The sequence below is a fragment of the Streptomyces sp. NPDC030799 genome, from assembly GCF_055572255.1.
In genome coordinates, this window is sequence record NZ_JBVIDS010000004.1 from 47,318 (window position 1) to 72,930 (window position 25,613).

The following is a 25,613-nucleotide window of genomic DNA, read 5'->3' on the forward strand; positions in this document are numbered from 1 at the left end:
GAATCGGTAACGCCGGGGTGAGGCACCCTGCGCGAAGTCGGCCCCCGATAGCATCCGGCGCATGGAGCCCCAGCTGTCGCACCGTGTCGAAGGCGCCGTCGCCACCGTCGTCATCCGCAACCCGGCCAAGCGCAACGCCATGACCGCCACGATGTGGCGGTCGCTGCCGCCGCTGCTGGACGGCCTGGCGCACGACCCCGGCGTACGGGCGCTGGTGCTCACCGGGGAAGGCGGAACCTTCTGTGCGGGTGCGGACATCTCCACGCTCCAGGAGACACCCGAGGAGGCCCAGGGACTCGCCGTGGCGGCCGAGGAGGCGCTCGCCGCGTTCCCCAAGCCGACCGTGGCCGCCGTACGCGGGCACTGCGTGGGGGGTGGGGCACAGCTGGCGGCGGCCTGCGATCTGCGGCTGGCTCAGGAGGGCGCCCTGTTCGGGGTGACACCGGCGCGGCTCGGCATCGTCTATCCGGCCTCCTCGACCCGCCGGCTGGTGTCGTTGGTGGGTCCCGCCGCGGCCAAGTACCTGTTGTTCACTGCCGAGTTGATCGACGCCGGGCGGGCGCTGACCACCGGGCTGGTGGACGAGGTGCTTCCGGAGGGCGAACTGGACAAGCGCGTCGCCGAGTTGACCGGGATCCTGGCCTCCCGCTCGCAGCTCACCCAGGCCGCAGCGAAGGAGTTCGCGAACGGCAGGACGGACCGGGACGCCCACTGGGCGGAGCAGGCACGCGGCAGCGGCGACACCGCGGAGGGCGTCGCCGCGTTCCTGGAGCGCAGGCGGCCGCGCTTCACCTGGAGCGTGTCTACGTCAGGCTGAACCGGCTGCCCGCGCGCAGTTCCTCGACGAGGTGCGCGGGGGCCTTCTGCGGGGAACCGGCGTCGTACGGCGGCCGGGGGTCGTACTCGGTCAGCAGTTGGACGGCCTGGGCGTGTTCGTCGCCCGCGATCCGCCCGGTCAGGGTGAGCGCCATGTCGATGCCGGAGGAGACCCCGGCGGCGGTGACGTACTTGCCGTCGGTCACGACCCGCTCGCCCGTCGGTTCCGCGCCGAACTCCTTCAGCAGGTCCAGCGCGGCCCAGTGGCTGGTCGCCCGGCGGTCGCGCAGCAGGCCCGCGGCGGCGAGCAGCAGCGAGCCCGAGCAGACCGAGGTCGTCCACGTACTCGTCGCGTCCGCCGTGCGCAGCCAGTCCAGCAGGGCCGGGTTCTCCAGCTGGGCCATGGTGCCGGGCCCGCCCGAGACCACCAGGAGGTCGGGACGGGGCACCTCGTCGAGGGCCTTGTCGGCGGTGAGGGCGAGAAAGCCGGTATCGGTGCGTACGGGGCCGGGCCGTTCGGCGACGAAGGTGAGGTCCGCGTCCGGGAGCCGGCTGAGGATCTCGTAGGGCCCGACGACGTCCAGGGCGGTGAAGCGGTCGTAGACGACCAGGGCGATCTGCATGGGCTTGTCCTTTCAGTGGGTGGTGGCGGGCCGGAACCGGCGGCGGTACTCGGCCGGGGCCGTACCGAGGGCCTTGACGAAGGCGCGGCGCATCGCCTCGGGGGTGCCGTAGCCGCTGGCGCGGGCGACCTCCTCGATGCCGTCGGCGGTGTCCTCCAGCAGGCGGCGGGCGTGTTCCAGGCGGACCCGGTCGACGTAGCGGCCGGGTGTCATGCCGGTCTCCTCGCGGAAGGCGCGCGAAAAGTGGCGCGGTGACAGCCGGGCTCTGGCGGCGAGCGACTCGACCGTGAGGTCGCCGGCCGGGTGCTCGGTGATCCACCGCTGGACCTCGCGCAGCGGTGCGCGCTGGGCGGTCTGGGCGGCGAGCTGGGCGCTGAACTGGGCCTGGTTGCCGGGCCGGCGCAGAAAGACCACCAGGTGCCGGGCGACGGCGAGCGCGACGTCCCGGTCCAGGTCCTCCTCGACCAGGGCGAGGGCCAGGTCGATGCCGGAGGTCACGCCGGCCGAGGTGGCGACGTCCCCGTCCCGGACGTAGATGGGCTCCGGGTCCACGGCGACGGCCGGGTGGTCGTGGGCGAGCTTGTCGCAGTACGCCCAGTGGGTCGTCGCCCGGCGGCCGTCGAGGAGTCCGGCGGCGGCGAGCAGGACGGCGCCCGTGCACACCGAGACCAGGCGGGGGGCGCGCGGGCCGCGGACGCGCAGCCACTCGATCAGCCGCGGATCGGGGGCGCGGGTGCCCTGGCCGCCGGGGACCAGCAGGGTGTGCGGGTCGGCGGCGGTGGCCAGCGCCTCGTCCGGTACGAGGGTCAGGCCGCTGGAGGTGCGCACCGGGCCGCCGTCCAGGGAGGCGGTACGGAGCCGGTAGGTGCCCGGTGTGTGGTTCTCCGCACCGGCGAACACCTCCAGCGGACCGGTGACGTCGAGGCTCTGCACACCGTCGAAGAGGACGAAGAGGAGGGTTCGCTGCGCCATGCCGTCGATTCTTCGCCGCCCGGCCCGTGGCCGCAATGACATGATTCCCACCTTTCCTGCCACGGATGAGGGCGGATCGGTGAGGTACCCGAAGGCCGCGCACGGGGGCCGTGCCTGAACCTGGCGCCGGCGGCCCGCCACGCACCGCCCTGATCCCCGGTTGTCGGTGTCACCTGCCACAATTGCCGCGCAACCTCAGTGGAGAAGGCGGTACGGGATCGTGACGACACCCGGATCCATCGGAGCGGGATCCATCGAAGGCAGGATCGCCGAGGAGCTCGGCGTACGGGAGCGGCAGGTGAAGGCCGCGGTGGAACTGCTCGACGGCGGTTCGACGGTGCCCTTCATCGCCCGCTACCGCAAGGAAGCGACCGAGATGCTCGACGATGCGCAGCTGCGCACGATCGAGGAGCGGCTGCGCTACCTGCGGGAGCTGGAGGAGCGGCGGGCGGCGATCCTGGAGTCGGTGCGCGAGCAGGGCAAGCTCACCGACGAGCTGGAGGCCCGCATCCGCGGCGCCGAGACCAAGGCGCGGCTGGAGGACATCTACCTGCCGTACAAGCCCAAGCGGCGCACCAAGGCGCAGATCGCGCGCGAGGCCGGCCTGGAGCCGCTGGCGGAGGGCCTGCTGGGCGACCCGACGGTGGAGCCGCTGGCGGCCGCCGCCGCGTTCGTGGACGCCGACAAGGGGGTCGCCGATCCGCAGGCCGCCCTGGACGGCGCGCGGGCGATCCTCACCGAGCGGTTCTCGGAGGACGCCGACCTGATCGGCGAGCTGCGCGAGCGCATGTGGGTGCGCGGACGGCTGGCCGCGAAGGTCCGCGAGGGCAAGGAGGAGGCGGGCGCCAAGTTCGCCGACTACTTCGACTTCGCCGAGCCGTTCACCGAGCTGCCCTCGCACCGGATCCTGGCGATGCTGCGCGGCGAGAAGGAGGAGGTCCTGGACCTCGTCCTGGAGCCGGAGGAGCCCACGGACGGGCCTTCGTCGTACGAGGGCATCGTCGCGCACCGGTTCGGGATCGCCGACCGGGGCCGGCCCGCCGACAAGTGGCTGACGGACACGGTCCGCTGGGCCTGGCGCACCCGTCTCCTCGTCCACCTCGGCATCGACCTGCGCCTCAGGCTGCGTACGGCCGCCGAGGACGAGGCGGTGAACGTCTTCGCCGCGAACCTGCGCGACCTGCTGCTGGCCGCTCCGGCGGGCACCCGCGCGACGCTGGGCCTGGACCCCGGTTTCCGTACGGGCGTGAAGGTCGCCGTGGTCGACGCGACCGGCAAGGTCGTCGCCACGGACGTGATCTACCCCCATGTCCCGGCCAACAAGTGGGACGAGGCCCTCGCCAAGCTGGCCCGGCTCGCCAAGGAGCACGCGGTCGAGCTGGTCGCGATCGGCAACGGCACCGCGTCCCGCGAGACCGACAAGCTCGCCGGTGAACTGATCGCCAAGCACCCGGAGTTGAAGCTCACCAAGGTGATGGTGTCCGAGGCGGGCGCGTCGGTGTACTCGGCGTCCCAGTACGCCTCGCGGGAGCTGCCCGACATGGACGTGTCGCTGCGCGGCGCGGTGTCCATCGCCCGGCGGCTGCAGGACCCGCTGGCCGAGTTGGTGAAGATCGACCCGAAGTCCATCGGCGTCGGCCAGTACCAGCACGACCTGTCCGAGGTGAAGCTGTCCCGCTCGCTGGACGCGGTCGTCGAGGACTGTGTGAACGGCGTCGGCGTCGACGTCAACACCGCGTCCGTACCGCTGCTTTCGCGCGTGTCGGGCATCTCGTCCGGCCTCGCCGAGAACATCGTGGCGCACCGGGACGCCAACGGCCCGTTCACGTCCCGTTCCGAACTGAAGAAGGTGGCCCGGCTCGGTCCCAAGGCGTACGAGCAGTGCGCGGGCTTCCTGCGCATCCGCGACGGCGCCGACCCGCTGGACGCCTCCAGTGTGCACCCCGAGGCCTACCCGGTGGTGCGCCGCATGGTGAAGACCACCGGCCGGCAGGTGGCTTCCCTCATCGGCAACACGGCGGTGCTGCGCTCGCTGAAGCCCGCCGACTTCGTGGACGACACCTTCGGTCTGCCGACGGTCACGGACATCCTGAAGGAGCTGGAGAAGCCGGGCCGCGACCCGCGTCCCGCGTTCAGGACGGCCACCTTCAAGGAGGGCGTGGAGAAGATCTCCGACCTGTCCGCCGGGATGGTCCTGGAGGGCGTGGTGACGAACGTGGCCGCGTTCGGCGCGTTCGTGGACGTCGGCGTCCACCAGGACGGCCTGGTGCATGTCTCGGCGATGTCCCGGACGTTCGTCAAGGACCCGCGCGATGTCGTCAAGCCCGGTGACATCGTCAAGGTGAAGGTCCTCGACGTGGACATCCCGCGCAAGCGGATCGCGCTGACCCTGCGCCTGGACGACGAGGCGGCGCCACAGGGGCAGGGCGGTGGCCGCCAGCAGCGCGGCGGTGGCGGCCCCCGTCCGCCGCAGCAGCGGCAGGGCGGCGGACAGGGCCAGCGGCAGGGCCGGGGCGCTGACCGGGGTGGCCGTCAGGCCCCCGCACCGGCCAACAGCGCGATGGCGGACGCGTTGCGCCGGGCGGGGCTGCTGGACCCGAAGAAGCGCTGACCCTGCGGGGCTTCGGCCGCGGCCCCGGGGCGGAGCCCCGGGGCCCGCTTCACCCCTGCCGACCCGGCGCCCCCGAGCGGAGCGCTACCGCTCGGTCACCTTGCCGTCCGCCACCTCCAGGCGGCGGGTCACCCGGACCGCGTCCAGCATGCGGCGGTCGTGGGTGACCAGGAGCAGGGTGCCCTCGTAGGTGTCGAGGGCCTGTTCCAGTTGCTCGATGGCGGGCAGGTCGAGGTGGTTCGTCGGCTCGTCCAGGACGAGGAGGTTGACGCCCCGGCCCTGGAGGAGGGCCAGGGCGGCGCGGGTGCGTTCGCCCGGGGAGAGGGTCGCGGCCGGACGCAGCACATGGCCGGACTTCAGGCCGAACTTGGCGAGCAGGGTGCGCACCTCGACCGGTTCGGTGTCGGGGACGGCCGCGCAGAACGCGTCCAGCAGGGACTCGGGGCCGTGGAACAGCTTGCGGGCCTGGTCGACCTCGCCGACCAGGACGCCGGAGCCGAGCGCGGCATGCCCGGAATCGAGCGGGACGCGGCCCAGCAGCGCACCGAGCAGGGTCGACTTGCCGGCGCCGTTGGCCCCGGTGACCGCGACCCGGTCCGCCCAGTCGATCTGCAGGGACACCGGGCCGAAGGTGTAGTCGCCGCGCCGTACCTCGGCGTCGCGCAGGGTCGCCACCACCGCACCGGAGCGCGGGGCGGAGGCGATCTCCATGCGCAGTTCCCACTCCTTGCGCGGCTCCTCGACCACCTCCAGGCGCTCGATCATGCGCTGCGTCTGGCGTGCCTTGGCGGCCTGCTTCTCGCTGGCCTCGCTGCGGAACTTGCGGCCGATCTTGTCGTTGTCGTTGCCCGCCTTGCGCCGGGCGTTCTTCACGCCCTTGTCCATCCAGGACCGCTGCATCTGGGCGCGGTCCTGGAGGGCGGCCTTCTTGTCGGCGTACTCCTCGTAGTCATCGCGGGCGTGCCGGCGGGAGACCTCGCGTTCCTCCAGGTAGGCCTCGTAGCCGCCGCCGTAGAGGTTGATCTGCCGCTGGGCGAGGTCCAGTTCGAGCACCTTGGTGACCGTGCGGGTGAGGAACTCGCGGTCGTGGCTGACGACGACCGTGCCGGCGCGCAGGCCGGTGACGAAGCGTTCCAGGCGTTCGAGGCCGTCGAGGTCGAGGTCGTTGGTGGGCTCGTCGAGGAGGAAGACGTCGTAGCGGGACAGCAGCAGGGAGGCGAGGCCGGCGCGGGCCGCCTGGCCGCCGGACAGGGACGTCATCGGCTGGTCCAGGCCGACGGCGAGGCCGAGGGAGTCGGCGACTTCCTCGGCGCGCTCCTCCAGGTCGGCGCCGCCGAGGCCCAGCCAGCGCTCCAGGGCCGTGGCGTAGGCGTCGTCGGCGCCGGGTGCCCCGTCCACGAGTTCCTGAGTGGCTTCGTCCATGACCCGCTGGGCCTCGGCGACACCCGTACGACGGGCCAGGAACTCCCGGACGGTCTCCCCCGGCCTGCGCTCCGGCTCCTGCGGCAGATGGCCGACGGTGGCGGTCGGCGGGGACAGCCTGAGTTCGCCCTGTTCGGGTGCGGTGAGACCGGCGAGCAGCTTCAGCAGGGTGGACTTGCCCGCGCCGTTGGCGCCCACGAGACCGATCACGTCGCCGGGCGCGACGACGAGGTCCAGCCCGGAGAAGAGGGAGCGGTCGCCGTGGCCGGCGGCGAGGTTCTTGGCGACGAGGGTGGCAGTCATCAGGAAGCCGATCCTAATGGGCGGGCACCCCCGTCCCCGCCGTGTTTCCGGTGGGCCCGGCGCCGCACCTCAGCCCCGGCTCGCGCCCGCGACCGGTGCCGTGAGCACACCTCCCGTCGTGCGGGCGACGACGAACGCCTCCCCCTTGACCGCCTTCGGGTCGAGGGGGACGCGGTGCCGGCCGGGTTCGAGGACGCCGTCGAACACCTCGCGGGTGCGGGTGCGGTGGAGCCGGTCGAGCCGGTAGGCGGTGATCCGCACCCGGCACGCGGAGGTCACCTCGACCTCCGCGGTGCTTTGGTCGGCCGTGAGCCCGGTGAGCCGGCGCTGGGGCAGCGGGCTGCGGTCCAGGGCGTGCTCGATCTGCGCGACGAGCAGCGGCACGATCGGCGCCAGACCGTCCACGCGGGCGATGTCGACCCCGGCGCGCTCGAAGGCCTCCAGTACGGCGGCTTTCTCGGCCTCACCGACCGCGCGGCCGAAGGCGACCGCGCCGTAGCCGCGCAGTTCCTCGGCGGGGACGGCCCGGGCGTCCTGGGTGATGTCGGCGCCGATGCCGATGGTGCGCAGCGCGGCGGCCAGCCTGGCCGGCACCGCGACCCGGGCGCCGATCAGCAGCACCCGGCGGCGGGGTGTGGCGGAGCCGTCCATCAGGGCGCCCAGTGCCGCGCGGTACTCGGCGCCGTGGAAGCGGAACGGCCCTATGCCGTGGTAGCCGTTGAGCTCCAGATCGGCATGCTCGTCCGTCTGCCAGGCGAAGTCCCGCCAGATGTAGTCCTCGCCGTCGCGCTCGATGACGGCGGTGACCGCTCCGCAGCCCAGATCCGCGCACTCGGGACAGCCGTAGATGACGAACCGGCCGTCCGGGAGCGGTGGTTCGGCCTCCAGGAGCAGGGCGCGCACCTGCTCGGTGAAGATGGCGGGGGGTACGTCCGAGGCGAGCGGGGAGACGGCGTCGAGGTCGGACAGCCGGAACAGCAGCGGGCGTCCGTCCACGACGAAGTCCACGAAGTCGCGGTGCACCTGGTAGCCGCCGTCGGCGAGCACACCGCCGGCGCGGATCGCCGGTGCCAGGCCGAAGGTCGCGTATGCGGCAGACATGCTGTGAGTATCCCCACACCCGCACGGGTGTGAGCACAGCATGCCGGAGTCGGCCGGACCGGGCCGTGCGCCTGGTGGCCGGCGCCCGTCGCCCTCGGCATGCTGCGAGCGTACGGCCTCGTCGGTCGCCGGCGGCCTGTGGTGGCCGTACCGCATTCAGCCCGCCCGGTGGGCCGGAGCCTGGGCGCCGGAGTCCCGCACCGTGTACGAGGAGCCCGCGGGGCGGCCGGAGGAGCCGGGCGTACGCCTGCTCGACGGCGTACACCTGGGGATGCGCCTGGACGAACCGGGCACGTGGCGGGCCGGGTGCCGGGACCGCGGGCCATGTCCGGTGCTCTCGCGGCGCGGCTGCCGGTGTGTCCGGGGTGGCTGCCCGAGCGGCTCGCCGAGGCGGGCGGTGTGGTGGAGTTCTGGCGCACGACTACGCGCACGACTACGCGCACGGCGGGGCCAATTGAGGGGTGGCACGGGAGGCGGCCGGGGTGAGGGGGGCACGGGGTGCCCGCGGGAGGCGGCCGGGTTGGCGTTCCCGGCCGCCTGAGAGGGCACCTGTACCGGCCGTGCGGCGACTATGCCGGGAGGTGCGGGACCGCGCGGGGCGGCTGGACCCCCTTCAGGGTACTCGGCGCGTGGACAGCGGCCGTGCCGGATGTGGCCCGGGCGAACGCCGCCGCGCCGCCGACCAGCGGGAGACTGGCCGTCGTACCGGACAGGGACACCGTGAGGGCCGGCTTCGTCGACGGCGGGTCGATCAGGTCCTTGTCCGTGCCCGCGATGATCAGGGCGAGGCGGTGGCCCTCGGCGACGACGTGGTCCGTGGCCGCGAGACGCAGAGTCATCGTGTACGCCTTGCCCGGGGTGAGCGGGACGCCCTTGGCGAGGGAGGCGTAGTGGCCGAGGTCGGCCCAGCCGCGGCTGAAAACCGTGTAGTCGACCTTGGCCGTCCTGGCCGCCGTCTCCTTGAAGCAGGCGCTGTCCCCGGCCGTGCTCGCGCCCCAGCAGGTGCGGTCGGTGAGCGTGGTGATGCCCTCGGCCGCGTCCGCGTAGTCGCGGATCGTGTCCGGGCCGAGGTCGACCAGGACGGCGGACAGGTGGGCCGAGGTGGTGGTGGGCGTCGCGGTCACGGTCACCGCGGACGAACCGGACAGCCGCAGGTCATGGCTGAGCGGCGCGGTGAGGAAGCCGGTCTTCTCGGCCGTGGGCGTGGTCAGGTGGGCGGCCCAGTCGGTCTCGCTCAGCTTCGGGTCGTCGGTGAAGCTCTCCGTGCCGGTGGCCGGGCGCAGGCCGAGCGTGCCGACGCCGGCCCGGGTGCCGGGCGCCGGGTGCAGGACGGTGGCGCGGGTGGTCCGCGGGGGCCAGACGCGGGAGGTGACCCACTGGTCGGGGTGGCGTTCGATGTCGGCCATCGGCTCGCGGTCGATGCCGTTGTCGTAGCCGAGGAGTGCGTGGTCGAACCAGCGGTGCAGGGTGTCTACCCAGGCGCCGCGCCGGTAGTCGAAGGGGTCGACGTGCCCGGTCTGGGACAGCCAGATCTTGCGCTGCACACCGCGCTTCGCGAGGGCGTCCCACCACTGGCCGAAGTGCTTGGTGCGGACGTTGAGGTCCTGCATGCCGTGCACCAGGAACACGCTGGCGCGCACCTTGGCCGCGTCCTTGACGTAGTCCCGCTCGGTCCACAGCCCGGTCCAGTCGCCGCTGCGCGGGCTGCCGTCGGCGAGTTTCTTCTGTACGGCCGCGCAGTGGGCGTGCGCCGCGTCGCTCTCGACGTAGCCGGCCAGTTCGTCGGGGCCGCCGTCGTACAGGGGGGCGCCCTGTGCGAAGTAGTAGTCGTACCAGGAGGAGATACCGCTGATCGGGACGATCGTCTTCAGGCCCTTGACGCCGGTGGCGGCGACGCCGTTGGCGATCGTGGCGTCCCAGCTCTTGCCGATCATGCCGGTCCTGCCGTTCGTCCAGGCGGCTTTGACGGTTCTGCCCCCGGTCCGGGTGGTGTAGGCCGTGGCGCGGCCGTTCAGCCAGTCGATGACGGCCTTCGCGGACTGGACGTCGGAGCGGCCGCCGGTGTCGACGCAGCCGTCGGAGCGGTTGGTGCCGGCGAGGTCGACGCCGATGAAGGCGTAGCCGCGGGGCACGAAGTAGTTGTCGTAGAAGAGCGGCATCTGGACGACGTGGCCCTGTGCGTCGTACGTCTTCTTCTGGCTCTCGTTGCCGCGACCGCAGCAGGAGTAGTAGGGGCTGGCGTCCATGATGACGGGCACCTTGCGGCCCTGGCGGGCGGGTTCGGCGGGCCGGACGATGTCGGCGGCGACGCGGTCGGTCTTCCCGTCTCCGTCCCCGTCGAGGCCGGTGTCCACCCACACGGCCTCGCGGATGGCATGGGCGTAGGAGTAGACGGGCCGGCTCTCGCGGCCGGCCGGGCCCGCGCCGGTGGCGGCCTGTGCGGCGACCGGGGTGAGGAAGGCGGCCGTCAGGATGGCGGCGACCGCGGTGGCGAGCGTTCTCCAGGTCGTGAAGCGCGTTCTCATCGGCGTACGAAGTGGCATGCGCGGACGGTACTCCGGTCAACTCCCTGGCAGAAGTGCGATTTACGGTGCCTCGCGTGTCGCATGACGGCTGAATGGCGATCGTGTGACAGCAGGGCCCGTGGACAGGTCAGGGGCCACAGGGACTGAATAGGCTGCGAACAGAGTTCTCCGAACGGACTTACCGTCCTGAAGACTTGGAGCTGACGTGCACCGCAGAATCATCGCGCCGGGCGCACTCGCGGCGGCCTCCCTCCTGCTGGCGATCCCGGCATCGGCCGCGAGCCACTCCCCCGGCGCGCCGGGCATCGGCGACCCCTACTACCCCGACTACGGCAACGGCGGCTACGACGTCTCGCACTACGACCTGAGGCTGCAGTATCAGCCGAAGACCGACGAGTTGCAGGGCACGGCGACGATCCTGGCGAAGACCACGCAGGATCTGTCCAGCTTCGACCTGGACTTCCTGCTGGACGTGAGCGAGGTGCGGGTCAACGGCGCCAAGGCCGCCTTCACCGCCTCCGGGCAGCACGAGCTGGTCGTCACGCCGAAGACGCCACTGGCCAAGGGCACGCCGATCACGGTCGTCGTCCGCTACAGCGGGGTACCGTCCACGAAGACCGCCTACGGCTTCAACGCCTGGCACCGCACGCCGGACGGCGCGGTCGCCGCCGACGAGCCCGAGGCCGCCTGGTGGTGGTTCCCGAGCAACGACCATCCGAGCGACAAGGCCACCTACGACGTGTCGGTGGCCGTGCCGGACGGCACCCAGGCCATCTCCAACGGCACGCTGCAGTCGACGAGTTCGAAGCTGGGCTGGACCCGCTACAGCTGGCGGGAGAACAAGCCGCAGGCGACCTATCTGGCCACGCTCGCCGTCGGCCGGTTCGACATCACCACCGGTACGTCCGAGGGCGGGGTGCCGGTCGTCAACGCCTACAGCAAGGACCTCGGCGACAACGACGGGGCCGCGCGCGCGAGCGTGGAGCGCACCGGCGAGATCGTCGACTGGCTGAGCGGCTACTTCGGGCCGTATCCGTTCGGTTCGGTCGGCGGGTACGTGCCGAACACCACGACCGGGTACGCGCTGGAGACCCAGACCCGCGTCTACTACAGCCCGAAGCAGTTCGCGAAGGGCTCCAACGCCTCGGTGGTCGTGCACGAGCTGGCCCACCAGTGGTACGGCGACGACGTGTCGCTGAAGGGCTGGAAGGACATCTGGCTCAACGAGGGCTTCGCGACGTACGCGCAGTGGCTGTGGTCCGAGCACGAGGGCGAGGGCACCGCGCAGCAGCTCGCCGACTACGTGTACGCCTCCCACCCGGCCGACGACGCCTTCTGGACCGTCAAGCCCGGTGACCCGGGTCCGGACAACCAGTTCGACGCCGCCGTCTACGACCGGGGTGCCCTCGCCCTCCAGGCGCTGCGGGGCGAGGTCGGCGACGACGTGTTCTTCCGCATCCTGAAGGGCTGGCCGCAGGAGCACGCGTACGGCAACGCCTCGGTGGCCGACTTCCAGAAGTATGCCGAGCAGGTGTCCGGCAAGCCCCTCGCGGCGCTGTTCGACACCTGGCTGTTCCAGCCGTCGAAGCCGGCCGCACCCGCCGCTCGGTCGCTGGCGACGAAGGCGGCCACGGTGGCCCGGCCGAAGTCGTGGAAGAAGATCGAGGCGGCGCACGGCGGCCACGGGCACTGACCGGGGCACGGCCCGCTACGGTCTCGGCTCGGCCGCCCGCTTCAGCAGCTCCTCCCGGCCCAGCGCCTTCGCGCGGGAGGCCGGGACCGTGCAGGCGTACGCCCCGGCGATCGCCCCGTAGCGGGCGCATCGGTGGGGCGGCTCGCCGCTGAGGCGGCCGTAGAGGAACGCGGCGGCGAAGGCGTCACCCGCGCCGTTGGAGTCCACCACCGGCGCGGGCGGCCGCACCGGGGGCACCCGGACGAGCTCGCCGTCGGCGAGCAGATGGGCGCCCTCGGCACCGGCGGTGGCGACCACGACCTCGGCCCGGCCCCGCTCGGCGATGCGCCGCATCGTCCGCTCGGGGTCGGCGAGGGCGGCGGCCGAAAGGAAGACGACGTCGGCGGCGTGGGCGAACGGCTCGTGGTACGGGTTCTCGCCGTCCCAGTCGTGCAGGTCCGTCGAGAGCGGCAGGCCCGTCTCGCGGAGCACCGGCAGCGCGTCGCCGCACGGCTGGGTGATGGTCACGTGCACATGCCGGCTCGCCCCGGCCAGCCCGCGCAGCAGGTCCGCGGGGAAGCGGTCGCCGGGGCGGGCACGGCTGGTGTCGTAGAGGGACAGGCGGCGGCCGTCCGGGCCGACGAGGTTCACCGCGCGCTTGGTGCCGGCGGGCTGCGGGAGCGCGGTCAGCCCGATGCCGTGCTCGCGGTGCAGGGCGCGCACGAGGTCGCCCTCGGGGTCGTCGCCGAGCAGGTCGAGGTGGTGGGTGCGCAGGCCGAGGGCGGCGAGGCCCAGCGCGACGAAGTCACCGGTCTGTCCGGCGCGGGTGCGGATCCCGGTGTCGATCATGTAGCTGTCGGCGTACGGGAGGGGCAGTTCGGGAACATGGATGATCGTGTCCACGCCCGCTCCGCCCAGCACCAGGACGTCCGTCGCACCGGCCTGTGAGTTCATCCGCCGCTCTCCCCGTGGTCGTACACCGTCACGCTGATCCCCCGCTTCGCCAGCCGCTCGGTGATCAGCGGCTCTACGCGGGACCAGGTGCCGCCCGCCAGGCCGCAGCCTATGCGGGGCATGTGCACGGACGCGCCGAGTCCGATCACTTCACCGGCGAGACGGGCGAGGGCGCTGTCGATCGCCTCGTAGCGGACGGGGACGCCCTTGCTCCCCCTCCTGACACCGCGCTGGCCGATCATGTTGGCCACCCACACGTACGGTTCGACCCGGACCAGCTGGACCGCGCCCAGTGCGAAGTCGTTCTTCGCGCGGTCGCGGTGCCAGGCGCGGTATGCCGCCTCCGGCTCCGGCCAGCGGCGCGAGAGCGCGAGCACGAAGCCCTTCCCCCACCCGCCGATGTCGTTGCAGACGTGGGCGATCACCTTGGCGCCCCTCACCGACGGCACGGTGGCGTCACCTCGGACATATGTGATCTCCGACATGACGCCACCGTAGGCGATGCCACTGACAGTGGCTCTGAGCTGCTACTTCGTCAGCTGGGAGAGCTCCTGATCGGTGTTCTGCGACACCCGGCGGCGCACGCCGAACCAGCCGGCGACCAGCATGAGGGCGATCACCGGGATCAGCAGGATGGTCTTGCGGCCCACGTCGGGGTCGTTCCACATCATGCCGAGGCAGACCAGCAGGAAGGCGATCGTGGCGATCTCGGTGACGGGGCTGAACTTCAGCTGGAAGCGCGGCCGGGTCACCAGGCCCTCGCGGGCACGGCGGACGAAGATCATGTGGCAGACCATGATGATCACCCAGGTGCTGATGATGCCGAGGGAGGCGACGTTCAGCACGATCTCGAAGGCCTGGCTGGGCACCAGGTAGTTCAGGCCGACGCCGAGCACACAGACCGCGCAGGTCAGCAGGATGCCGCCGTAGGGCACCTGGCTGCGGTTCATGCGCGCGGTGAACTTCGGGGCGGAGCCCGCCATGGCCATGGAGCGCAGGATGCGGCCGGTGGAGTACAGGCCCGAGTTCAGCGAGGACATGGCCGCGGTCAGCACGACCAGGTTCATCACATCCCCGGCGGCCGGAACACCGATCTTGGACAGCACGGTCACGAACGGGCTCTGGTCGGCGGAGTACACCGAGCCGGGCAGCAGCAGGGCGAGCAGCACGACCGAGCCGACGTAGAACAGGCCGACCCGCCACATGATCGAGTTCACCGCGCGCGGGACGACCTTCTCCGGCTCGGCGGTCTCGCCGGCGGCGACACCGACCAGCTCCAGGGCCGCGTAGGCGAAGATCACGCCCTGCATGACCAGGACGACCGGCATCGCGCCGTGCGGGAAGACACCACCGTTGTCGGTGATCACGCTCAGGCCGGGGGTGTGGCCGCCGACCTTGTGCTGGGTGGCGAGCAGGAAAATGCTGATCAGCATGAAGCCGACGATGGTGGCGACCTTGATGATCGCGAACCAGAACTCCATCTCGCCGAAGATCTTCACCGAGATCAGGTTCACGGCGAGGACCACCGCGAGGGCGATCAGGGCGAGCACCCACTGGGGGATGCTGGTGAACATGCTCCAGTAGTGCGTGTAGAGCGCGATCGCGGTGATGTCGGCGATGCCGGTCGTCGACCAGTTCAGGAAGTACATCCAGCCGGCGACGTACGCGCCCTTCTCGCCGAGGAACTCGCGCGCGTACGACACGAAGGACCCGGAGGACGGCCGGTACAGGACCAGCTCGCCCAGGGCCCGGACGACGAAGAAGGCGAAGACGCCGCAGACCAGGTAGGCCAGGGCGAGGGCCGGACCGGCGTTGTGCAGTCGGCCGCCGGCGCCCAGGAGGAGTCCGGTGCCGATGGCGCCACCGATGGCGATCATGTTGACGTGGCGGGCCTTGAGGTCCTTGCTGTAACCGGCGTCGCCCGCGTCCGCGGGCGTCGCGGCCGCCTGGGCAGGGGCAACGGCCTGTGCCGTGTCCACGGCGTCCTTGCTCACGGGTGGTACCACTTTCCTGGTGCGCCCGGACCTCGTGGGCCACGGGGGACGTGCAGGGCTTGGCCCGCGCCGACCTGATGAGTCGCGGCACAAACCAAGGCAGCAGCTTCCCAGAAGGATCCACCGGTACGCGGTGGCCTACATCACAGAGCGTTACTTCTCACACGATCAACTCGGGCTTCACCGGACGTTCACCCGAGGTTTCACACCTTCGGTGAGACAGCGATACTGCTGCACATGACGACCGATGCCGGGGAGACGCCCCTCACCATCGACGAGCTGGCCGCCCGGGCGGGCGTCACGGTCCGCACCGTGCGCTTCTACGGCAGCAAGGGCCTGCTGCCGCCGCCGGTGATCGGCCCGCGCCGGGTGGGGCACTACGGGCCGGACCACGTGGCGCGGCTGGCCCTCATCGAGGAGCTGCAGCAGCAGGGCATGACCCTGTCGGCCATCGAGCGGTACCTGAAGCAGCTGCCGGACGACCTCACCCCGCACGACCTGGCCATTCACCGGGCGGTGGTGGCGTCCTGGGCGCCGGACGCGGTGGACACGGTGTCGCGGCGGGAGCTGGAACGGCGGGCGGGCCGGCCACTCGCCGCCGAGGACGTGGAGCGGCTGGCGGCGATGAACGTCGTCACGGAGGTGGAGGGTGACGCCTTCCGGGTGGACTCGGGGCTGCTCCGGCTCGGCGTGCAGCTCCTCGACGTACCGCTGTCGCACGAGGCGATCCTCGCGGCGCGCAAGGTGCTCATCGAGCACTCGCGCGCCGCGGCTCACGAACTCTCCCAGCTCTTCCGCGGCGAGGTGGCGGAGCGTGACGCCCAGGACGTGAGGTCCCTGTCGGCGCACATGCACCCTCTGGTGGTGCAGGCGCTGCTGACGACGTTCCAGCGCTCGCTGCGGGAAGAGCTGAGCGAGTGGGTCACCGGGTCAGGAACGGACTGAGTCGCTGAACGGCTCCCCCTTCCCGTCCTTCTCCGCCTTCTCGACGAGCAGCGCGGGCGGGGTGAACCGCTCTCCGTAGCGCTCGGCCAGTTCACGCGCGCGTGCCACGAATCCGGGCAGGCCCCCTTCGTAGCCGTTGATGTACTGGAGCACACCGCCGGTCCAGCCCGGGAAGCCGATGCCGAGGATCGAGCCGATGTTGGCGTCGGCGACCGAGGTCAGGACGCCCTCTTCGAGGAGGCGCACGGTGTCGAGCGCCTCGGAGAAGAGCATCCGCTCCTGCATGTCCCGGAAGGGGATCTCGTACCCGGGCTTGGTGAAGTGCTCGCGCAGGCCCGGCCAGAGTCCGGCCCGCTTGCCGTCCTCGGTGTAGTCGTAGAAACCGGCGCCGCCGCTGCGGCCGGTGCGGCCGAACTCGTCGACCATGCGGTCGATGACCGCCTCCGCCGGGTGCGCGGTCCAGGTGCCGCCCGCCTCCTCCACGGCCCGCCTGGTCTCATTGCGGATCTTGCGCGGCAGGGTGAGGGTCAGCTCGTCCATGAGGGACAGGACCTTCGCCGGGTAGCCGGCCTGGGCGGCGGCCTGCTCCACGGAGGCGGGCTCGATGCCCTCGCCGACCATGGCGACGCCCTCGTTGATGAAGTGGCCGATCACCCGGGAGGTGAAGAAGCCGCGGGAGTCGTTCACGACGATCGGCGTCTTGTTGATCTGCCGGACCAGATCGAAGGCGCGGGCGAGGGCCTCGTCGCCGGTGCGCGCCCCCTTGATGATCTCCACCAGCGGCATCTTGTCGACCGGCGAGAAGAAGTGCAGCCCGATGAAGTCGGCCTGGCGCTGCACGCCCTCGGCGAGAGTGGTGATGGGCAGGGTGGAGGTGTTGGAGCACAGCAGGGCGTCGGGCGCGACGACGGACTCGATCTCCTGGAACACCTTGTGCTTGAGCGCGGTGTCCTCGAAGACGGCCTCGATCACCGCGTCGCAGCCCGCGAGGTCGGACACGTCGGCGGTGGGCGTGATCCGGGCGAGCAGCGCGTCGGCCTTCTCCTGGCTGGTACGGCCCTTGGCGACGGCCTTGGCGCACAGCTGCTCGGAGTAGCCCCTGCCCTTGACGGCCGCCTCCAGGGAGACGTCCTTGAGGAGGACCTCGATGCCGGCGCGGGCGCAGGAGTAGGCGATGCCGGCGCCCATCATGCCGGCGCCGAGGACGGCGACCTTGCGGACCTGGCGGGGCTCGATGCCCTGGGGGCGGTTCGCGCCGGAGTTGACGGCCTGGAGGTCGAAGAAGAACGCCTGGATCATGTTCTTCGCGGTCTGCCCGGTGACCAGCTCGGTGAAGTAGCGGGTCTCGATGGTGATCGCGGTCTCGAAGTCGACCTGGGAGCCCTCGACGGCAGCGGCCATGATGTTGCGCGGCGCCGGGTAGGGCGCGCCGTTCGTCTGCTTGCGCAGGTTGGCCGGGAAGGCGGGCAGGTTGGCGGCGAACTTCGGGTGGGCGGGGGTGCCGCCCGGGATCTTGTAGCCGGGGACGTCCCAGGGCTGGTGCGACTCGGGGTGCGCGTCGATGAAGGCGCGGGCCTTGGCGAGCATCTCCTCCGGAGTGGCGGCCACCTCGTGGACCAGGCCGTTCTCCAGGGCGCGGCGGGGGTTGTACTGGGTGCCCTGCAGCAGCACCTTCAGCAGCGCGTCCGTGATGCCCATCAGGCGTACCGTGCGGGTGACGCCGCCGCCGGCCGGCAGCAGGCCGAGCGTGACCTCGGGCAGGCCGATCTTGGAGCCGGGGGCGTCCAGGGCGATGCGGTGGTGGGAGGCGAGGGCGATCTCGTAACCGCCGCCCAGGGCCGCGCCGTTGATGGCGGCGACGACCGGCTTGCCGAGGGTCTCGATGCGGCGCAGCGCGTTCTTGATCTCGGTGGCGGTGTCGAAGACCTGCTGGGCGTCCTCGGGACCGGCCTTGATCATGTCCTTGAGGTCGCCGCCCGCGAAGAAGGTCTTCTTGGCGGAGGTGTAGATGATGCCGCGAATGGAGTCCTGCTCGGCCTCCGCACGTGCGGCGATCGCCGTGATGGAGGCCCGGAACGCCTGGTTCATGGTGTTCGCGGACTGGTGCGGGTCGTCCAGGACGAGGGTGACGACACCGGTGTCGTCCTGCTCCCAGCGGATGGTGGTGCTCTCGGTCATGACAGTTGTCTCCGTTGAAGTCCGTTGGTTCCGCGGGGAGTTCAGATGCGCTCGACGATGGTGGCGATGCCCATGCCGCCGCCGACGCACAGGGTGGCGAGGCCGTAGCGCTTGTCCTGGCGCTCCAGCTCGTCGATGAGCGAGCCGAGGATCATCGCGCCCGTCGCGCCGAGCGGGTGGCCGAGGGCGATGGCGCCGCCGTTGACGTTGACCTTGTCGAGGCTGAGGCCCATGTCCTTGACGAAGCGCAGCACGACCGCGGCGAACGCCTCGTTGATCTCGACCAGGTCGATGTCGTCGATGGTGAGCCCGGCCTTCGCCAGCGCCTTGCGGGTGGCGGGGGCGGGGCCGGTGAGCATGATGGTCGGCTCGGATCCGGAGACGGCGGCGGAGACGATCCGCGCGCGGGGGGTGAGGCCGTGGCGCTCGCCGACCTCCTTGGAGCCGATCGCGACGAGCGAGGCGCCGTCCACGATGCCGGAGGAGTTGCCCGCGTGGTGGACGTGGTCGATCTTCTCCACCCAGTGGTACTTCTGCAGCGCCACGGCGTCGAAGCCGCCCATCTCTCCGATGTCGGCGAAGGACGGCTTGAGCTTCGCGAGGGAGTCGGCGGTGGTGCCGGGGCGCAGGTGTTCGTCGTGGTCGAGGACGACCAGGCCGCTGCGGTCCTTCACCGGGACGACGGAGCGGTCGAAGCGGCCCTCCTTCCAGGCGGTGGCGGCGCGCTCCTGGGACAGGGCCGCGTACTCGTCGACGTCCCGGCGGGTGAAGCCCTCGATGGTGGCGATCAGGTCGGCGCCGATGCCCTGCGGGACGAAGTTGACGGCGAGGTTGGTCATCGGGTCGTTGAACCAGGCGCCGCCGTCGGAGGCCATCGGGACGCGGGACATGGACTCGACGCCGCCCGCGAGGACCAGGTCCTCCCAGCCGGAACGGACCTTGGCCGCGGCCAGGTTGACGGCTTCCAGGCCCGAGGCACAGAAGCGGTTCTCCTGCACGCCCGCGACCGTGTCCGGGAGTCCGGCGGCGATCGCGGCGATCCGGGCGATGTCGGACCCCTGGTCGCCGACCGGTCCGACGACGCCGAGCACGATGTCGTCGATCGCGGCCGGGTCGAGGCCCGGGAAGCGGTCGCGGATCTCGTGGATGAGCCCGACGACCAGGTCGATGGGCTTCGTGCCGTGCAGGGCGCCGTTCGCCTTGCCGCGGCCGCGCGGGGTGCGGATCGCGTCGTACACGTACGCTTCGGTGCTCACTGGTGTGCCTTTCGAAGGGGTGGGCCGAGCGGGGTGGGCGGGGTCAGTCGGCGTCGGTGACCGGGTCCTCGTTCACGAGTGCGGGTATTCCCCAGTCGCGGGCCACCGTCCCGGTGTCCGCGCCGGGCCGGGCCGGGCCGGTGCGGATGGCGGTGGGGGTCGCGGAGAAGCGGGGGGCGGGGGCGGGCTGGGTGATGCCGCTGTGGTCGGTGAAGGTGCCGCGGGCGGCGAGGTGCGGGTGGTGCGGGGCCTCGCGCAGGGACAGCACCGGGGCCACGCACGCGTCCGTGCCCTCGAAGACGGCCGTCCACTCGTCCCGGGTGCGGGACGTGAAGCGGGCGGCGATCCGCTCGCGCAGCTCGCTCCAGCGGGTCCGGTCCCTGCGGGCGTCGGCCAGGTCCTCCAGGCCCAGGAGGCGCAGGAACTCCGCGGAGAACTGCTCCTCCAGGGCACCGACCGCCATGTACCTGCCGTCGGCGGTCTCGTAGGTGCCGTAGTAGGGGCAGCCGCCGTCGAAGAGGTTGGCGGCGCGCCGGTCCTGCCAGCCGCCGGCCGCGAGCATGCCGTGGATCATCGCGGACAGGTGGGCCGTGCCGTCCACGATGGCGGCGTCGACGACCTGGCCGACGCCGGTCATGCGCGCGTGGTGCAGGGCGGCGAGGGCGCCGACGACCAGGTAGAGGGCACCGCCCGCGTAGTCGCCGAGCAGGTTGGCCGGGACGGCCGGGGGCTCGTCCGGGCGGCCGATCATGCCGAGGGTGCCGGTGAGCGCGATGTAGGCCACGTCGTGGCCCGCGCGGTCGGCGAGCGGGCCGTCCTGTCCCCAGCCGGTCATGCGGCCGTAGACCAGGCGGGGGTTGCGGGCGTGGCACTCCTCGGGGCCGACGCCGAGGCGCTCGGCGACGCCCGGGCGGTAGCCCTCGACGAGGATGTCGGCCCGCTCGGCGAGGTCCAGCACGCGCGCGGGGCCGTCCGCGGCCTTCAGGTCGACCACGATCGAGCGCTTGTTGCGGTTGGTCACGTCCAGGGCGGGATCGATCGCGAGTGCGGGGCCGCCCGGCCGGTCCACCCGGACCACGTCGGCGCCCAGGTCCGCGAGGAGCATGGCGGCGAACGGGCCCGGCCCGATACCGGCCAGCTCGACCACGCGCACGCCGGAGAGCGGACCGCTGCCCGGCGCCGCCGGCGTCCCTGCCGTCGTCATGCGTCCAGCCCCCTCAACACGTGTGACACAACTGATGTAACACCGGTGATGCTAGGAACGCACCGCACCGGACACAAGCCCCAACGAGCAAGCGCTTAGCCAAGTGCCCGGCCGCCCGCGTATCACCCGGGAGAGTGAGAGAGGGGTGCACCGCGGCCTGTACCCCGTGTGCTGTCGGCGCGTGCGCGCTGCGGCCACCGCTTGCCTCCGGGCTGGTCGTCCTCGCTGACTCTCCTCACGCTAGCCTCAGCCACCGACAGCGGCGCGGGCTGCGGGAGCAAGGGGTGTCATGAGCAGGCTGAACAGGACGGACCGTCGCTACGACCTCGTGCTCTTCGGAGCCACCGGGTTCGTCGGCACGCTCACGGCGGAGTATCTCGCCGCGCACGCGCCGAAGGACCTGCGCTGGGCGGTGGCCGGGCGCGACGAGGGAAAGCTGGAGCGGCTGCGTGAGCGGCTGCCCGGCGGGGCGGAGGTCGGCGTGCTGCGCGCCGACGTGACCGAACCGGCCGGCCTGCGCGCCCTCGCCGAGCACGCGCGCGTGGTGGCCACGACCGTCGGACCGTACGTGCTCCACGGCGAGGAACTGGTCGCCGCCTGCGCGGACGCCGGGACCGACTATCTGGACCTGACGGGTGAGCCGGAGTTCGTGGACCTGATGTACGTCCGGCACGACACGCGCGCGCGGGAGACGGGCGCCCGCCTGGTCCACGCGTGCGGCTTCGACTCCGTACCCCACGACTTGGGCGTGTACTTCACGGTGCGGCAGCTGCCGGAGGGTGTGCCGCTGACTGTGGACGGCTATGTGACCGCCGACGCGGCCTTCTCCGGGGGCACCCTGGCCTCGGCGCTGAACCAGTTCGCCCGCGGTAGGCAATTGCTGGCCGCCGCACGCGAGCGGGGCCGGCACGAGCCGCGGCTGATGGGACGCCGGGTCGCGGCGCCCACAGGTGCGCCCCGGTTCGCCGCGGAGGTCGGCGCATGGGCGCTGCCCCTGCCGACCCTCGACCCGCAGATCGTGCGCCGCTCGGCGAAGGCGCTCGAACGGTACGGCCCCGACTTCCGTTACCGGCACTACGCGGCGGTGCGGCATCTGCCGGTCGCCCTCGGCGGGGTCGCCGCGGTCGGCGCGGTCGTGGCGGCCGCCCAGCTGCCGTACGCGAGGCGCTGGCTGTCGGGCCGGCTGCGGCCGGGGGACGGGCCGAGCGCGGAGCGGCGGGCGAGGAGCCGGTTCGCGGTGCGCTTCGTCGGCGAGGGTGGCGGACGGCGGGTGTTCACGGAGGTCGCGGGCGGCGACCCGGGCTACGACGAGACCGCGAAGATGTTCGCCGAGGCGGCGTTGTGCCTGGCCTTCGACGACCTGCCGCCGACGGCCGGGCAGGTCACCACGGCGCAGGCGATGGGCGACGCCCTGACCGGGCGGCTGCGCGCCGCGGGCATCACCTTCCGGGTCGCGGCCAGCGGCCCCGCCCGCTCCTCCGTTTGAGGCTTGCACACCCGGACATCCCCGGTTCCCGGCGGCCACCGCCGGGAAAGTCTCACACGCTTCTTCAATGAAACGATGGAGGCCCAGGCAAAAGAGCCGAAGGAGGCGGGAGAGGCATGAAGTTCGTGCTCGAAGTGACCGTGGACGAGGACGCGCCGACGCAGGACCGCGCCGGCGAACTGGGGCGGATCCTGCGGTACTGGGGCGGGAACCTGCGGCACTACGCCCTCGAACCCGGTGACGGCTCGGCCGTCTACGACTCGGCGTATCAGGAGGTCGGCGCCTGGCGGATCGTGGCCTCCTGAGCGCCGCCCCCTGCGCTCCGTGCCGCCTGCTGAAGCGCACGGCGGCACAGGGCGTCCGCCCGGCGGGTGGTCTCCGGCAGCCGGTAGCGCGGGGTGAGGGCCAAGGTGTGCGCCAGGGCGTTGTCCAGGCTCACCCGGTGGCCGACGGAGACGAAGACCGGTTTGACGCCGTCCCGGGTGCGCAGCGCACGCCCCACCTCCTCGGTCCCCGCGAGCAGCGGAGCACAAGCGCCCCGTTGCGGACCGGGATCGTCGTACGTGAAGGTGAACGGGTTCTTCGCGACCCCGATGACCGGCAGGCCGGTGAGCACGCCCAGGTGGCTCGCGAGGCCGAAGCGGCGCGGATGGGCCAGGCCGTAGCCGTCGCAGACGACCAGGCCCGGCGGGCACGGCAGCATGTCCAGGGCGGCCCGGACGGTCGGGAGCTCACGGAAGGCCAGCAGGCCTGGCACGTACGGGAAGGACACCCGGCCGACGGCCGTCGCCTCGGCCACCACCTCCAGGGTGGCGGCGTCCAGCACGACGGCCGCCGCGGCGACGAGGTCGAGGGCGTCGTCGTAGGCGACATCAACCCCCGTGACACGGCCCGTACCGGGCCGGGGTCCGCGCTCGTCGAGCACCACCCGGCCGCGCAGCTCGTCCTGGACCGCACGGGCCTCTTCCTCGGTCGCGGGCCAGCCCGCGGGTACGCCTACGGTCGTCATGGTGACGCCGACTCTACGGGCCCACGGCCGCTGTCGGAGCCGGGGGGTAGGCTCACGATCATGTTCGTACTGGAGCTGACCTACACCGCGCCTCTCGACGCCGTCGACGCGCTGCTCGCCGACCATGTGGCCTGGCTGGAGGAGCTGTACGAGAAGGGCTTCGTCCTGGCCTCCGGGCGCAAGAACCCGCGCGACGGCGGGGTGATCATCGCCGTCGCCGAGGACCGCGCCCGGATCGAGGAGATCGTCGCGGGCGACCCGTTCACCGTCGGCGGCGTGTGCACGTACCGCATCACGGAGTTCACCGCCACGAAGACGGCTCCCGAGCTCGCCCGCCACCGGCAGACGCTGGACTGACTGGCGCCGCTCATCCCTTCTTGGCGTTCAGCGCGCGCTGCAGCTCGTCCTTGTTCATGTGCGAACGGCCTTCGATGCCGCGCTGCTTCGCCTCGTTGTACAGCTGGTCGCGGGTCGGGCCGTGGGAGCCGACCCGGTTGCCCGACCGCTGGCCGCCACGCTTGCCGGACGACATGTCCTGCGTCGAGCTGCGGCTCGCGGTCTTCGACTCACCGGAGCGGGCGCGTTCCTTGTTGACCGTCCGCGCGGCGATCTCCTTGGCGCGCTCGGTGCTCTCGCCCCGGTCCTGCGCGCTCTTCTTGATGTGCTCGTACTGGCGCTCGCGCTTGGAGCTGGAACCGGCGGGCATGATCGCTCCCTTCCTGTCGCTTTCCGTGGGAACGAGTACCCGGGTTCCGGGCGCTCACGTCAGCGTTCCAGCCGTGCCACCCTTCCCTGTTCGCCGGCCGCCCAGCAGCTCAGGTCGGGCGTGCAGTCCACGGTGTCGTACGAGCCGGTGTCGATCGTCCGCCAGGTGCGGCCGGCGTCCGTGGTGAGGTCGGTGCCGGTCGGGCCGACGGCGAGCGCCGCGGTGCGGCTGTGCGGCAGCCAGGCGGCCCCCGAACGGTAGGCGGGCGGCGGTGTGGCGGCCGGGGTCCAGGTGCGGCCGCCGTCCGAGGTGCCGGCGGCGGCCTGCGGCGAGGGCTGGTCGGGGCGGTAGTCGCCGCCGACGGCGAGGCCGTGGGTGCGGTCGCGGAAGGCGAGCGCGAAGACGCCCTTGGCGGGATCGCCGGCCGGGACCGGTGTGCCGGCGGCCGTCCAGGTCAGTCCTCGGTCCGCGGAGTGCAGCACGCGCGCGTGGGCGCCGCCGCCGGTGGCCAGCCAGACGTCGTCCGGGCCCGAGGTGACCAGGCACTGGCCGCCGGCGGCGAAGCCGGCCTCGCCGTCCAGTGCGGGCGGCATGCCACCGGCGGGCAGCACCCGCCAGGAGCGGCCGCCGTCGCTCGTGGACAGGATGCGGAACCTTCCGTCCACGGGGTCGCTCATCGCGAGGCCGTGCCGCCGGTCGAAGAAGGCCAGACAGTCGTAGAACGCCTTCGGGTCGGTGTTGCGGAAGGACTCCGTCCACGTCGCGCCGCCGTCGTCGGTGCGGTACACACGGGACGCCTCGCCCTCGCCGATGGCCAGCACCACGGCGCGCCGCGCGTCGAACGCCTCGACGTCCCGGAACTGCAGATCCGCCGCGCCCGGCGGAGAGACGTTCCGCCAGCTCGCTCCGCCGTCCGTGGTGCGCAGCACCGTGCCGCCGGTACCGGCCAGCCAGGCGGTGCGCCGGTCCACGGCCGCGAGGCCCCGGAAGCGGACCTGCGGGGTGCCCGGGTCCTTCGGTGCCCAGTGCGGGCTTTTCCGGCCCAGCGGTCCGGCCTCGGCCGCCGGAACGGTCAGCGCGGCCAGCGCCGCCCCGCACGCCACCCCCGCCGCCACCAGCCTGCTCGTGCGTCCTCCGCGTCGCGTGCTGCCCATGCGCCTCATGGCGGGCGAAGCTAGCCCACCGGCCCGGCGCCGTCCAGAGGCCAACTGCCCGTCGGTGCGCGGGAGAACACCCGGCCCATCGCCGTGCATGAATGCGGTGACCGAGGTCACTCGGTCTCCGTGTGCACGCATCGGCCGGATCCGTCGTCTCTTCCAGTGCCGGGTAGCGCACACCCGGGCGTAGTCCAGCCGTCACGAGGGAGCAAGGCGTTGTCCACCGTCATCGAGCAGCCCGTAGAGGCCCGTCTCGTCGCCGCCGCACCGCGCATGCCGAGCATTCCCGCGACGCTGCGCTACGACCGGCGCGATCCGTTCGCCGTCGTCATGACCTTCCCGGCGCCGGCCACCCTGGAAGGGGTCGACGTCTGCTGGACCTTCTCCCGCGAACTGCTCACGGCCGGACTGCAGGGCCCGGCGGGCCACGGAGACGTGCGGGTGCGGCCGTACGGCTACGACCGCACGGTACTGGAGTTCCACGCCCCCGAGGGCACCGCGATCGTGCATGTGCGCTCGGGTGAGATCCGGCGCTTCCTGGAGGCGGCCAACGCACTCGTGCCCGTCGGCCTGGAACACCTCCAGCTCGACCTGGACCACGGCCTGGCCGAGCTGATGCGGGACGCCTGCTGAGCGCCACGCGCGCGTGCGGCCCTTAATTCCGTTGACAGCCCCCAGG

22 protein-coding genes are annotated in these 25,613 nt (G+C 72.2%); 8 read left to right on the forward strand and 14 right to left on the reverse strand.

What is annotated here, in order from left to right:
- Window positions 1–61 precede the first annotated feature (61 nt).
- A complete protein-coding gene (locus tag ACZ41I_RS11175) occupies window positions 62–817 on the forward strand; it encodes an enoyl-CoA hydratase/isomerase family protein (protein WP_468513907.1) in 756 nt (251 codons plus the stop codon).
- Here ACZ41I_RS11175 and ACZ41I_RS11180 read toward each other — a convergent pair.
- A complete protein-coding gene (locus ACZ41I_RS11180; RefSeq protein ID WP_399765749.1) occupies window positions 804–1,439 on the reverse strand; it encodes a DJ-1/PfpI family protein in 636 nt (211 codons plus the stop codon). The two genes, ACZ41I_RS11175 and ACZ41I_RS11180, sit on opposite strands and share 14 nt — an antisense overlap.
- 12 nt (window positions 1,440–1,451) lie before the next feature.
- The gene (locus ACZ41I_RS11185) at window positions 1,452–2,411 is read right to left on the reverse strand and encodes a GlxA family transcriptional regulator (protein WP_363219384.1); all 960 of its coding nucleotides are present in this window, start codon (window positions 2,409–2,411) and stop codon (window positions 1,452–1,454) included.
- A gap of 220 nt (window positions 2,412–2,631) precedes the next feature.
- Here ACZ41I_RS11185 and ACZ41I_RS11190 point away from each other — a divergent pair, with 220 nt between their 5' ends.
- Window positions 2,632–5,022, forward strand: a complete 2,391-nt coding sequence (locus tag ACZ41I_RS11190) for a Tex family protein (RefSeq protein WP_468513908.1) — start codon at window positions 2,632–2,634, stop codon at window positions 5,020–5,022.
- Window positions 5,023–5,106: 84 nt separating this feature from the next.
- Here the strand turns inward: ACZ41I_RS11190 and ACZ41I_RS11195 are convergent, their stop codons facing one another.
- The 3 genes from ACZ41I_RS11195 to ACZ41I_RS11205 all read right to left on the reverse strand — a co-directional run bounded on the left by ACZ41I_RS11195 (window position 5,107) and on the right by ACZ41I_RS11205 (window position 10,391).
- Window positions 5,107–6,747: an ABC-F family ATP-binding cassette domain-containing protein gene (locus ACZ41I_RS11195; RefSeq protein ID WP_399765758.1), complete on the reverse strand. Its 1,641-nt coding sequence runs from the start codon at window positions 6,745–6,747 to the stop codon at window positions 5,107–5,109.
- Window positions 6,748–6,816: 69 nt separating this feature from the next.
- The gene (locus ACZ41I_RS11200) at window positions 6,817–7,848 is read right to left on the reverse strand and encodes an oxidoreductase (protein ID WP_399765761.1); all 1,032 of its coding nucleotides are present in this window, start codon (window positions 7,846–7,848) and stop codon (window positions 6,817–6,819) included.
- 569 nt (window positions 7,849–8,417) lie between these two features.
- Entirely contained in the window at window positions 8,418–10,391 is a 1,974-nt protein-coding gene (locus ACZ41I_RS11205) for a Xaa-Pro dipeptidyl-peptidase (protein ID WP_468513909.1), read from the reverse strand.
- Between the two features lie 187 nt (window positions 10,392–10,578).
- Between ACZ41I_RS11205 and ACZ41I_RS11210 the strand changes: the two genes are divergently transcribed.
- Window positions 10,579–12,066 (forward strand): M1 family metallopeptidase, encoded by a 1,488-nt coding sequence (locus ACZ41I_RS11210; protein WP_399765767.1) that lies wholly within the window; start codon window positions 10,579–10,581, stop codon window positions 12,064–12,066.
- Between the two features lie 15 nt (window positions 12,067–12,081).
- On the opposite strand, the gene ACZ41I_RS11215 is transcribed toward ACZ41I_RS11210, so the two are convergent.
- From ACZ41I_RS11215 to ACZ41I_RS11225, 3 genes are read right to left on the reverse strand one after another with little or no spacing between them, the layout of a single operon-like run.
- The gene (locus tag ACZ41I_RS11215; protein WP_399765769.1) at window positions 12,082–12,999 is read right to left on the reverse strand and encodes a PfkB family carbohydrate kinase; all 918 of its coding nucleotides are present in this window, start codon (window positions 12,997–12,999) and stop codon (window positions 12,082–12,084) included.
- Window positions 12,996–13,484, reverse strand: coding sequence for a macro domain-containing protein (locus ACZ41I_RS11220; RefSeq protein WP_399765772.1), 489 nt, complete (start codon window positions 13,482–13,484; stop codon window positions 12,996–12,998). Before ACZ41I_RS11220 ends, ACZ41I_RS11215 begins: the two co-directional genes overlap by 4 nt.
- A 42-nt stretch (window positions 13,485–13,526) precedes the next feature.
- Window positions 13,527–14,993 carry an amino acid permease gene (locus ACZ41I_RS11225; RefSeq protein WP_363217481.1) on the reverse strand — a complete coding sequence of 489 codons (1,467 nt, stop codon included), beginning with the start codon at window positions 14,991–14,993 and terminating at the stop codon, window positions 13,527–13,529.
- 237 nt (window positions 14,994–15,230) lie between these two features.
- Between ACZ41I_RS11225 and ACZ41I_RS11230 the strand changes: the two genes are divergently transcribed.
- On the forward strand, window positions 15,231–15,938 hold the full coding sequence (locus ACZ41I_RS11230) for a MerR family transcriptional regulator (protein WP_468513910.1): 708 nt from the start codon (window positions 15,231–15,233) through the stop codon (window positions 15,936–15,938).
- Here the strand turns inward: ACZ41I_RS11230 and ACZ41I_RS11235 are convergent.
- The 3 genes from ACZ41I_RS11235 to ACZ41I_RS11245 are packed head-to-tail and all read right to left on the reverse strand — an operon-like array spanning window position 15,924 to window position 20,576.
- Window positions 15,924–18,116 (reverse strand): 3-hydroxyacyl-CoA dehydrogenase NAD-binding domain-containing protein, encoded by a 2,193-nt coding sequence (locus ACZ41I_RS11235; protein ID WP_468513911.1) that lies wholly within the window; start codon window positions 18,114–18,116, stop codon window positions 15,924–15,926. The two genes, ACZ41I_RS11230 and ACZ41I_RS11235, sit on opposite strands and share 15 nt — an antisense overlap.
- 41 nt (window positions 18,117–18,157) lie before the next feature.
- Entirely contained in the window at window positions 18,158–19,372 is a 1,215-nt protein-coding gene (locus tag ACZ41I_RS11240) for an acetyl-CoA C-acetyltransferase (protein ID WP_363217484.1), read from the reverse strand.
- Window positions 19,373–19,415: 43 nt separating this feature from the next.
- The gene (locus ACZ41I_RS11245; protein ID WP_468513912.1) at window positions 19,416–20,576 is read right to left on the reverse strand and encodes a CaiB/BaiF CoA transferase family protein; all 1,161 of its coding nucleotides are present in this window, start codon (window positions 20,574–20,576) and stop codon (window positions 19,416–19,418) included.
- Between the two features lie 289 nt (window positions 20,577–20,865).
- Between ACZ41I_RS11245 and ACZ41I_RS11250 the strand changes: the two genes are divergently transcribed.
- Both ACZ41I_RS11250 and ACZ41I_RS11255 read left to right on the forward strand, forming a co-directional pair.
- Complete coding sequence (locus ACZ41I_RS11250) at window positions 20,866–22,062, forward strand: saccharopine dehydrogenase family protein (protein WP_468513913.1); 1,197 nt, start codon at window positions 20,866–20,868, stop codon at window positions 22,060–22,062.
- A 116-nt stretch (window positions 22,063–22,178) separates the two neighbouring features.
- Window positions 22,179–22,367 (forward strand): hypothetical protein, encoded by a 189-nt coding sequence (locus ACZ41I_RS11255; protein ID WP_363217487.1) that lies wholly within the window; start codon window positions 22,179–22,181, stop codon window positions 22,365–22,367.
- On the opposite strand, the gene ACZ41I_RS11260 is transcribed toward ACZ41I_RS11255, so the two are convergent.
- Complete coding sequence (locus ACZ41I_RS11260; RefSeq protein WP_363217488.1) at window positions 22,331–23,071, reverse strand: endonuclease V; 741 nt, start codon at window positions 23,069–23,071, stop codon at window positions 22,331–22,333. The two genes, ACZ41I_RS11255 and ACZ41I_RS11260, sit on opposite strands and share 37 nt — an antisense overlap.
- A gap of 60 nt (window positions 23,072–23,131) precedes the next feature.
- Between ACZ41I_RS11260 and ACZ41I_RS11265 the strand changes: the two genes are divergently transcribed.
- Window positions 23,132–23,428: a YciI family protein gene (locus ACZ41I_RS11265; protein WP_468513914.1), complete on the forward strand. Its 297-nt coding sequence runs from the start codon at window positions 23,132–23,134 to the stop codon at window positions 23,426–23,428.
- 10 nt (window positions 23,429–23,438) lie between these two features.
- Here ACZ41I_RS11265 and ACZ41I_RS11270 read toward each other — a convergent pair whose 3' ends face one another.
- Window positions 23,439–23,777, reverse strand: a complete 339-nt coding sequence (locus ACZ41I_RS11270) for a plasmid stabilization protein (protein ID WP_363217490.1) — start codon at window positions 23,775–23,777, stop codon at window positions 23,439–23,441.
- A gap of 59 nt (window positions 23,778–23,836) precedes the next feature.
- Complete coding sequence (locus tag ACZ41I_RS11275; RefSeq protein WP_363217491.1) at window positions 23,837–24,931, reverse strand: WD40/YVTN/BNR-like repeat-containing protein; 1,095 nt, start codon at window positions 24,929–24,931, stop codon at window positions 23,837–23,839.
- Between the two features lie 219 nt (window positions 24,932–25,150).
- Here ACZ41I_RS11275 and ssgD point away from each other — a divergent pair, with 219 nt between their 5' ends.
- Complete coding sequence (gene ssgD / locus ACZ41I_RS11280) at window positions 25,151–25,567, forward strand: spore wall synthesis regulator SsgD (RefSeq protein ID WP_363217492.1); 417 nt, start codon at window positions 25,151–25,153, stop codon at window positions 25,565–25,567.
- Window positions 25,568–25,613 lie beyond the last annotated feature (46 nt).